Raw genomic sequence first — 7,987 nt, 5'->3', positions numbered from 1 at the left:
GTAGCAGTGGCGGCGGCAGCAGTGGCGGCGGCAGCAGTGGCGGCGGCAGCAGTGGCGGCGGCAGCAGTGGCGGCGGCAGCAGTGGCGGCGGCTGCGGTTGCGGTGGTGGCCCCAGCGGTGGCCCTGGCGGTGGAAAAGGAGGCGGCCCTGGTAGCGGCGGTGGCTTCGGTGGTGGTTTTGGCGGTGGCTTCGGTGGCGGGTTCGGCGGCGGCTTTGGCGGAGGCTTCGGCGGCGGCCACGGAGGCAAGGGTAGCGGCGGTAACGGTGGTGGCAATGGCGGAGGAAACGGGCGCTAGCAGTCGCCTGCTTCTCGGGTAGGGGCCCCCCGCGCCCTACCCGTCGCTAACGACATCCTTCTGTATCCCGTCCGCAGTTCCCCGGCAACGGCGGTGATGTCTCGATCCCCCGGTCGAGCGTCACCGCCCGAGGCCGGTCGCCCGAGGCCGGTCAGAGTCGGCAGCACTTGCAGGCGGCCCGGCAAAACGATACGGTCCGGCGAGAACCGCTGACAAGCGGCTCTTGCACACGTTGAAAACCAAAACAATCGATCACGTCGTGCGTGACCGGAACCAAACCGAAGCGATTGCCTCATATCAGATTCAACGTTCGATATGAGGCCATCACAACATGCAACGAAACGTCCCCCACGCCATGGCGCGCACGGCCACCGGCCTGCTGATGGTCACCGCTCTGTGCCTCGCATCGCTCGCTCATGCGCAAACACCGGCGCAAACACCCGCTACGTCGGCCCAGCCGCAACCGCAAACCCTGTCGCAAGCCGCACCGCCGGTCGATCCCACGTTCTCCGCCTACTCACTCGCGCAAACCTGCAAGCAGAAAAACGACAACGTCGCGCAAGGTCAATGCGTCGGCGCGATCCGCGGCATCATCCACGGCTATCAGTACGGTGTGCTGTTCCTCGGTCAACGCGCGTCGCTGCCGCCCAACGAAACGCAGCGGGTGTCGCTGTGTTTGCGCAATACGCAGGTGTCGTCGATCGTCGACGAATTCGTCGCCGACGCCGCCCAGGTCAACGAAGATTCGCTCAAGCACACGCCCGCTGAAGTCGCCGTTCTCGGTTCCGTGCACATGCACCACGGTTGCAATTAATGACGCCGGCGCAGCGAGCCACAGCGGCGTAAGCGCGCCGACTCCAGGGCCGGCTGCAATTCGCTAGACGGCCGCCACTGCGCTTACAGCATTTCAAGTGGCCGCTTGCTACGTGGCCGTTTGAAATACGCGTCGATGGCAGCGAGTTCATGAGCGCCGAGTTGCAGTTGCGACGCGCGATAGTTGTCGCGCACATGCTCGATGCGGCCCGCTTTCGGAATCGCGAACACGCCGGGCTTTTGCAACACCCACGCTAGCGCCACCTGAAATATCGACACGCCGCGTGCGTCGGCGATGTCGTCGAGCGGAGAGCGCTTCGGCAGGCGCGCGTGATCGACCGGGCTGTATGCCATCGCCGGCATGTTGCGCGCGGCGAGCCACGGCAGCAGGTCGAATTCCGCTCCACGGCGCGCGACGTTGTAGAGAATCTGATTGGTCGCGCATGCCTCGCCGCCGGGCATGGCAACGAGTTCTTCCATATCGTCCGTATCGAAGTTGCTGACGCCCCAGTGGCGAATCTTGCCCGCGCTGCGTAATGCCTCGAATCCCTCGACGGTTTCCGCGAGCGGCACCGAGCCGCGCCAGTGCAGCAAGTACAGATCGAGCCGATCCGTTTTCAGGCGCTTGAGGCTCTGCTCGCAGGCCGCGATCACGCCGCGCCGGCTGGCGTTATGCGGATACACCTTGCTGACGAGAAATACCTGATCGCGCAGCCCCGCCAGCGCTTCAGACAGGAGCGATTCGGTGGCGCCGTCGCCGTACATTTCCGCCGTGTCGATCAGCGTCATGCCCAGTTCGATGCCGCAGCGCAGTGCGGCGATTTCCGAGGCACGGCGCGCCGGCCGCTCGCCCATCTCCCAGGTGCCCTGTCCCAGTTTCGGAATGCGCTCGCCGTCGGGCAGACTTACGCTTGCGATATCGGTCGTCATGCTTTCTCCTCGAAGTGGCTGAAGTGGCTGAAGTGGCTGAAGTGGCTAAAGTGGCTAAGCGGGTGACCACGCGCATGGGGCAACGCGTGTACGTCGATGCGGCGGCGCAGGCGAATGCGCGGCGCCTGCTTCGGAAATCACAGGGACGAGTTTAGCGGTTGCACGGGCATTGGATCGGGCCCCAGGCAAAAGCCCGCTATAACGGAGCGCGCCGATGTCTTAGAATTGCCGCTTGCCCTTCTTGCGTGAGCCCCATGACCTCTGCCTCGGAAGACCGCTGGCGCGACCTGCGCCCGGACCCGGAAAACGACACGCCGTTATACCTGCAACTCGCTCGCAAGCTCGGCACTGCGATTCACGAAAACCGTTGGAACGCGGGTGAGGCGCTGCCCTCCGAGCGCGTGCTGTCCGAAGCGCTCGGCGTATCGCGGATCACCTCGCGCAAAGCCATTGCTCTACTGGTCGAACAGGGATTGATCCGCCGCACCCAAGGCGCAGGCAGCTTCATCACGCCGCGTTATGAAGATCCGCTGTCGCGCCTGTCGAGTTTCAGCGAAATGCTGCGACGACGCGGTTTTACGCCGAGTTCGAAGTGGTTGTCGCGGGAAATTTCTCCGGCTAACCGTGATGAGGTGATTCAACTGGGCTTGTCGCCGGCGGCTGCCGTGACCCGGCTGCGCCGCTTGCGCCTCGCCGACGGCATCGTGATGGCCGTGGAGAATTCCACCTTCCCTGCTGCGGTGATTCCCGATCCTCAGGCAATTGGCGATTCGTTGTACACGTACCTGGAAAATCGCGGACTGACGATTGTGCGCGCGCTGCAGCATTTTCGCGCGGTGAACGCGAACGAAGAAATCGCGCAGCAGATGAGCATTGCCCCGAACGAGGCGCTGTTGCTGATCACCCGCGTCGGGTATACGGCGGATCAGCGGGCAATCGAGCTGACCGATACCTACTGCCGGAACGATTACTATGATTTTGTGGCGGAGTTGAGGAAGTAGTTTTCTGCCCACACGGCGCCTTTTCATCTTTTCGCTGCACCTGCGACCAGGCGCCGTGCGCAAGCAACCCGACGCCGTGCGGGTAAACAATCTTCACGCCCATTTCGCCTCGTGCGCCCCGATCCGGGCCGGCGGCAACTCGAAATAGGCAGGCGTCTCATCCAGACGCTCGGCCGGTAGAACCCCGAGAACGCGCCCGAACTCGGACTGCACAGTCGCAAGGCAATCCCGCACATCGTCGATCGAAACATCCGGCGCTTTCCAGCCGTCGGGAAGCAATCCAAACGACTGCAACCATCGCCCGGTCTGCGCGAGCGACACCCTCACGTGCCAGCTCCCGCCTTCGGTGGCTCGCCGCGCCAACGCGGCCATCGCGCCGAACGCAGCCAGATACCCCGAAGCGTGATCCAACGCCTGACAAGGCAAATGCTTCGGCTCAACCCATCCCGCTGCCTCGCGCTCAGTAAAAGCTATTCCACTCGCCGACTGCACCAGGCTATCGAAGCCGCGCCGCCCGGCCCAAGGTCCCTCGTGCCCATAAGCGCAAACCGAAACATAGACGATCCCGGGCCGCACCCGCGCCAGTTCCTCGGGACCAAACCCGCGTGCCGTCAGCGCCCCAGGCCGATACGCCTGCAAAAACACATCGGCGTCGCGGACGAGGTCGTTTAACGTTTCCCGTCCAGCGGCATCGCGCAAGTCGACAACAGCCGAGCGCTTGCCGCGCCCGTTGTCGATCACCAGCGGCGCAATGTTCGGCAAATGAGGGCCGTTGACCAGCAACACCTCGGCGCCATGCTGCGCGAGCGCGCGCCCCGCCACCGGCCCGGCAATGATGCGCGAAAGATCCAGCACCCGCACGCCCGCCAGCGGCCGCTTGGCACCGTCCTGGCGCGGCGGCTCGACCGGCGCGTCGCCGATGCGCTCGATCTCGAACAACGGCAGCTCCGCAATCGCTTTCGCCTGATCGAGCGCGGCCCACTCGTCGGGCGTGCGAATCAAGGCAGCGCACAAGCCGGCGTCGGCGAGCGTCTGGTCAAGCGTCTCGCCATCCCAGCCGCGAATCGCCTCGGCCACCGCCGCGCGATCGTTCGCGCAGTCCAGCACTTTCAGCACGCCTGCGAGATGATGCGGAAAGTTCGTGTGCAGTTGAATCCAGCGGCCGTCCCGCGTCGCGTAGAAACCCGTCACCGGATCGCGCAAGGCGGGCGGCGGACCCTCGTCGATGCGCAGATAGCGCTCGCTGCGAAACGAGGCCAGCGCGCGCCGCATCTCCACCGTGACGTGTTGCCGGCGCCCCGTGCGCAAGCGCTGGTATTCGGCAGCCGCAAGGCCGGTCGCGGCGATGGTCGCCGAGGCCAACGTGCCGACCCGATAGACCGACGGCAAGCCCGGATCGGTGCCAGCAAGCGAAACGGACCTCAGCGCAGTCGGGTCGCATTCCGCTGTCGTCCAGATATGTTTGAGAGCGAGTTCAGGCGTCATGGTGCTCATTTCGTTCGTGTCAGAACGGGAAGAAAGTGAACCGAGTCTAGAATTCCGCCTTGCCGTAATCAATCTTGATTATGATAATCAACATATATTGATTTCTTCGGTTTCTACACGTTTCCATGCCGCCCTCCCATTCCCTGACCGCCGCCGAAGCCGCCGCCGCGCTCAATATCAGCCTGCCTACCCTGTATGCGTATGTCAGCCGCGGCATGCTGAGTTCGTCGCCGGATGCGCAAGGCAAGCACCGGCTCTACGACGCCAGCGAAGTGCGGCGGCTCGCGCGGCGCAAGGAAGACGGCAAGCGCGCCGGCAAGGTCGCGCAAAAGGTGCTGGACTGGGGCGTGCCGGTACTCGAATCGTCGATCACGCTGGTGGCGGACGGCCGCCTTCTCTATCGCGGGCATGACGCCATGGAACTGGCGCGCACGGCATCACTGGAGGACGCCGCGGCGTTGTTGTGGGAATGCAGTGCGAGGCGCATCGCAGAGGCGCCGGCAGTCCCGTTTGCGGCCGCTCAGTGGTCGGCGTGGCTCAAACTCTGGAGCGACAGCGCGCCGCTCGACCGCGCGCTCGTGCTGCTGCCGGCCGCCGCGGCGCAAATGCCGCGGGTATTGGCGCTCGGCCGCGATGCGCAGCTCGATACCGCCTGCGCGGTCATGCGCTTGCTGGCCGCCGCGATGATCTCGGCGGCGCCGTCGAACGAACCGCTGCACAAGCAGTTGGCTTTAGCGTGGAACGTGCGCAACCGTCAGCAGGCCGGGCTGTTGCGCGCGGCGCTGGTGGCATGCGCGGATCATGAGCTGAATGCGTCGACCTTCACGGTTCGTTGCATCACGTCGACGGGGACGCATCTGTTTGGCGCAGTGGCGGGTGGTCTGGCCGCGTTGGCCGGGCCGCGGCATGGTGGCGAGACGGTGCGGATTGCCGCGCTCCTCGATGAAGCGTCGCGCGCACCCGATCTCGATCGCTACCTCGCGAACCGGCTCGCGCGCCACGAACACGGCGCACATGGGCCGGTGCTGCCGGGCTTCGGCCATCCGCTGTATCCGGACGGCGACCCGCGCGCGCGTTTGCTGCTCAGGATGCTCGCCGACTGCGCGCCGGCCCGCTCGCCGCTAGGCGAAGTGCAAGCGCTCGCGCGCACGGTGCGCGACACGACCGGCGCGGAGCCGACCGTCGACTTTGCGCTCGCGGCGATCGAACGGGTACTCGGCCTGCCAGCCGGCGCCGCCTTCACGCTGTTCGCGGTCGGCCGGGTGGTCGGCTGGATCGCACATGCAATGGAGCAAACGCGCGACGGCCGGTTGATTCGACCACGCGCGCGCTATATCGGGGAGGTTGAGGCGGCCGGTTGAGGCGCCGCGCACGCCGAAAGCAAAGCAAATGCGACAGGCAGCGCATGCGCCGGGTGCAGGCAAATGTGACCCGCACCAGCCACGCCAGCGATACGAGCCGCAGCGATCTTAGCGGCCATGGCAACCATAGCTGCCACGGTTGCCACCGTTGCCCGTCACGCCACGCCTAACCAGCGCGGCAGCCAGTTCAACACCGGCAAATCGCGCAATAAACGCGTTGCAGCGCGCTCCGACCCGCTAGCCAGCGCAAAACGCGCACCGGCCCGCCCTGCGCTGACCCACGCCGCCGCACCGCGCGGCAACTCGATCGATTGCCCCGTTGCCAGCCAGTGATCGCCATTCTCGCCTTCGACGGTCAGCCAGATCTCGCCCGAGATCACCTTGAAGATCGACGGACGCGCGACACGCCAGGCCGCCGCGGGCTCGTTATGTTCCATTTCGAAAATACGGACTTCACGCATCGCTTTTCTCCTTCGAAGAACTTTCCTGTTGTACCGATTATTGACGTGCGATCATCGAATACCCATGCACAGTTCCGAACACTTTCATCGGAACTGTTCAGTCGAAAAACCGGACAGTTGGCTGCAATCACGCTTCAGGAGCGCGCGTGCGGCGCGCGCCGCACCCACGGTTCCGCGCTCCGACTGCCCGGCGAAGGAAAAGCACCGCATGAAACTCGAAATTCAACTCGATCGGGACAACGGCGTACCGCTCACCGAGCAGATCGTCACGGGCATCACCGCCTGGATTCGTTCGCGCACCGCTCACCCCGGCTCGAAGCTGCCGTCGATCCGTCAGTTCGCCGCCGACTACGGCGTGAGCCGTTTTCCCGTGATCGAGGCTTACGACCGGTTGGTGTCGCTCGGCTATGTCGATTCGCGCCACGGTTCGGGCTTCTATGTCGCCGACCGTCAGCCAACAAGCACGAATTGCCAGGGCACCTCGGACCCGCGGCGCGCCGAGGACGAATCGGGGCACATCCTCCAGCAGTTCAACCACCAAGGTGAAACGCTCAAGCTCGGCAGCGGCTTCATTCCCGATGCGTGGCGCGACACGGAGAGCCTCGCGCAGGCGATCCGCCACGTGTCGCGCACCGACATCGCAAGCATGGTCGATTACGCGACCCCGCTCGGTAACCTCACACTGCGCGAGCATTTGCAAAGCCGCATCGGTCAACTGGGGATTCAAGCCGACGCCTCGCAGATTCTGATCACCAATGGCGCAAGCCAGGCGCTCGATCTGCTGATGCGCTACATGCTCAAAGCCGGCGACACGATGTTTGTCGAGGACCCCGGCTACTACAACCTGTACGGTCTGCTGAAGCTGCACGGCGTGAAGCTGATCGGCATTCCGCGCACCCGCAACGGCCCCGATCTCGACGTGTTGCAGGCGCAGTTGCAAGTGCATCGGCCGAAGCTGATGTTCATCAACACGGTGTTCCACAATCCGACCGGCACCACGGTCGCGCCGCCGGTGGCGTTCCGGCTGCTGCAACTGGCGCGCGAACACGGCTTCACGATCATCGAAGACGACATCTACGCCGACTTCCAGACCGACGTCACCGACCGTCTCGCGACCCTCGACCAGCTCGAGCACGTGATCTACGTGGGCGGGTTGTCGAAGACGCTGTCGTCTTCGCTGCGAATCGGCTGCGTGGTGGCGAACCACGCGATCATCAAGGATCTGGTCGACATCAAGATGCTGACGAGCATCGGCGGTTCGCGCTTTGCCGAGGCGGTCGCCGTGTCGCTGCTGGAGCGCGGTGCGTACCGCAAGTATCTGGAGCGACTGCGCCGCCGCATGCGCGACGCGCTCGGCTCGACCATCCTGACACTCGAAGACGCCGGCTGGGAGGTTTTCGAAAAGCCAGTCGGCGGCAAGTTCGTATGGGCGCGTGTACCGCATGTCGACAACGCCGAGCGGCTGGTGGCATGCGGCGCACCGCTCGGCGTGACAGTGGTGCCCGGCAGCTATTTCCGGCCGAACATGGAAGTCAGCCCGTGGATCAGGATTCACGCGGCGTTCGGCAACGACCCGCGCGCACAGGCATTTTTCCATGCTGCCGCGGCCTTGCCTGCTTCGGTCTGAGCGGCTCCTCCCG

At 64.8% G+C, this 7,987-nt stretch carries 8 protein-coding genes; 5 read left to right on the top strand and 3 right to left on the bottom strand.

Annotation, left to right across the window (positions count from 1 at the left end):
- On the top strand, nt 1-296 hold a 296-nt coding region (locus tag GNZ13_RS49790), incomplete at its 5' end, for a hypothetical protein (RefSeq protein WP_216675325.1).
- A 331-nt stretch (nt 297-627) separates the two neighbouring features.
- A complete protein-coding gene (locus GNZ13_RS49785) occupies nt 628-1,110 on the top strand; it encodes a hypothetical protein (protein WP_172178826.1) in 483 nt (160 codons plus the stop codon).
- An 83-nt stretch (nt 1,111-1,193) separates the two neighbouring features.
- Here GNZ13_RS49785 and GNZ13_RS49780 read toward each other — a convergent pair whose 3' ends face one another.
- Nucleotides 1,194-2,039: an aldo/keto reductase gene (locus tag GNZ13_RS49780; RefSeq protein ID WP_172178825.1), complete on the bottom strand. Its 846-nt coding sequence runs from the start codon at nt 2,037-2,039 to the stop codon at nt 1,194-1,196.
- Nucleotides 2,040-2,293: 254 nt separating this feature from the next.
- Here GNZ13_RS49780 and GNZ13_RS49775 point away from each other — a divergent pair, with 254 nt between their 5' ends.
- Nucleotides 2,294-3,040 carry a GntR family transcriptional regulator gene (locus GNZ13_RS49775; RefSeq protein ID WP_169489063.1) on the top strand — a complete coding sequence of 249 codons (747 nt, stop codon included), beginning with the start codon at nt 2,294-2,296 and terminating at the stop codon, nt 3,038-3,040.
- 93 nt (nt 3,041-3,133) lie between these two features.
- Here the strand turns inward: GNZ13_RS49775 and GNZ13_RS49770 are convergent, their stop codons facing one another.
- The gene (locus GNZ13_RS49770) at nt 3,134-4,525 is read right to left on the bottom strand and encodes a CoA transferase (protein WP_172178828.1); all 1,392 of its coding nucleotides are present in this window, start codon (nt 4,523-4,525) and stop codon (nt 3,134-3,136) included.
- A 125-nt stretch (nt 4,526-4,650) separates the two neighbouring features.
- On the opposite strand from GNZ13_RS49770, the gene GNZ13_RS49765 reads away from it, so the two are divergent.
- Entirely contained in the window at nt 4,651-5,886 is a 1,236-nt protein-coding gene (locus GNZ13_RS49765) for a citrate synthase (protein WP_172178823.1), read from the top strand.
- 155 nt (nt 5,887-6,041) lie between these two features.
- Here the strand turns inward: GNZ13_RS49765 and GNZ13_RS49760 are convergent, their stop codons facing one another.
- Complete coding sequence (locus GNZ13_RS49760; protein ID WP_172178822.1) at nt 6,042-6,347, bottom strand: DUF2917 domain-containing protein; 306 nt, start codon at nt 6,345-6,347, stop codon at nt 6,042-6,044.
- Nucleotides 6,348-6,555: 208 nt separating this feature from the next.
- Between GNZ13_RS49760 and GNZ13_RS49755 the strand changes: the two genes are divergently transcribed.
- Nucleotides 6,556-7,974, top strand: a complete 1,419-nt coding sequence (locus GNZ13_RS49755) for an aminotransferase-like domain-containing protein (RefSeq protein ID WP_172178821.1) — start codon at nt 6,556-6,558, stop codon at nt 7,972-7,974.
- Nucleotides 7,975-7,987 lie beyond the last annotated feature (13 nt).

The organism is Paraburkholderia elongata, from assembly GCF_013177735.1.
GTDB lineage: Bacteria > Pseudomonadota > Gammaproteobacteria > Burkholderiales > Burkholderiaceae > Paraburkholderia > Paraburkholderia elongata.
This window is presented reverse-complemented; position numbering and strand designations above follow the sequence as displayed.

Bases quoted from the DNA above. Each gene is read 5' to 3' on its own strand.
- GNZ13_RS49785 (WP_172178826.1), top strand. From the start codon at position 628: ATGCAACGAAACGTCCCCCACGCCATGGCGCGCACGGCCACCGGCCTG.
- GNZ13_RS49780 (WP_172178825.1), bottom strand. From the start codon at position 2,039: ATGACGACCGATATCGCAAGCGTAAGTCTGCCCGACGGCGAGCGCATT.
- GNZ13_RS49775 (WP_169489063.1), top strand. From the start codon at position 2,294: ATGACCTCTGCCTCGGAAGACCGCTGGCGCGACCTGCGCCCGGACCCG.
- GNZ13_RS49770 (WP_172178828.1), bottom strand. From the start codon at position 4,525: ATGACGCCTGAACTCGCTCTCAAACATATCTGGACGACAGCGGAATGC.
- GNZ13_RS49765 (WP_172178823.1), top strand. From the start codon at position 4,651: ATGCCGCCCTCCCATTCCCTGACCGCCGCCGAAGCCGCCGCCGCGCTC.
- GNZ13_RS49760 (WP_172178822.1), bottom strand. From the start codon at position 6,347: ATGCGTGAAGTCCGTATTTTCGAAATGGAACATAACGAGCCCGCGGCG.
- GNZ13_RS49755 (WP_172178821.1), top strand. From the start codon at position 6,556: ATGAAACTCGAAATTCAACTCGATCGGGACAACGGCGTACCGCTCACC.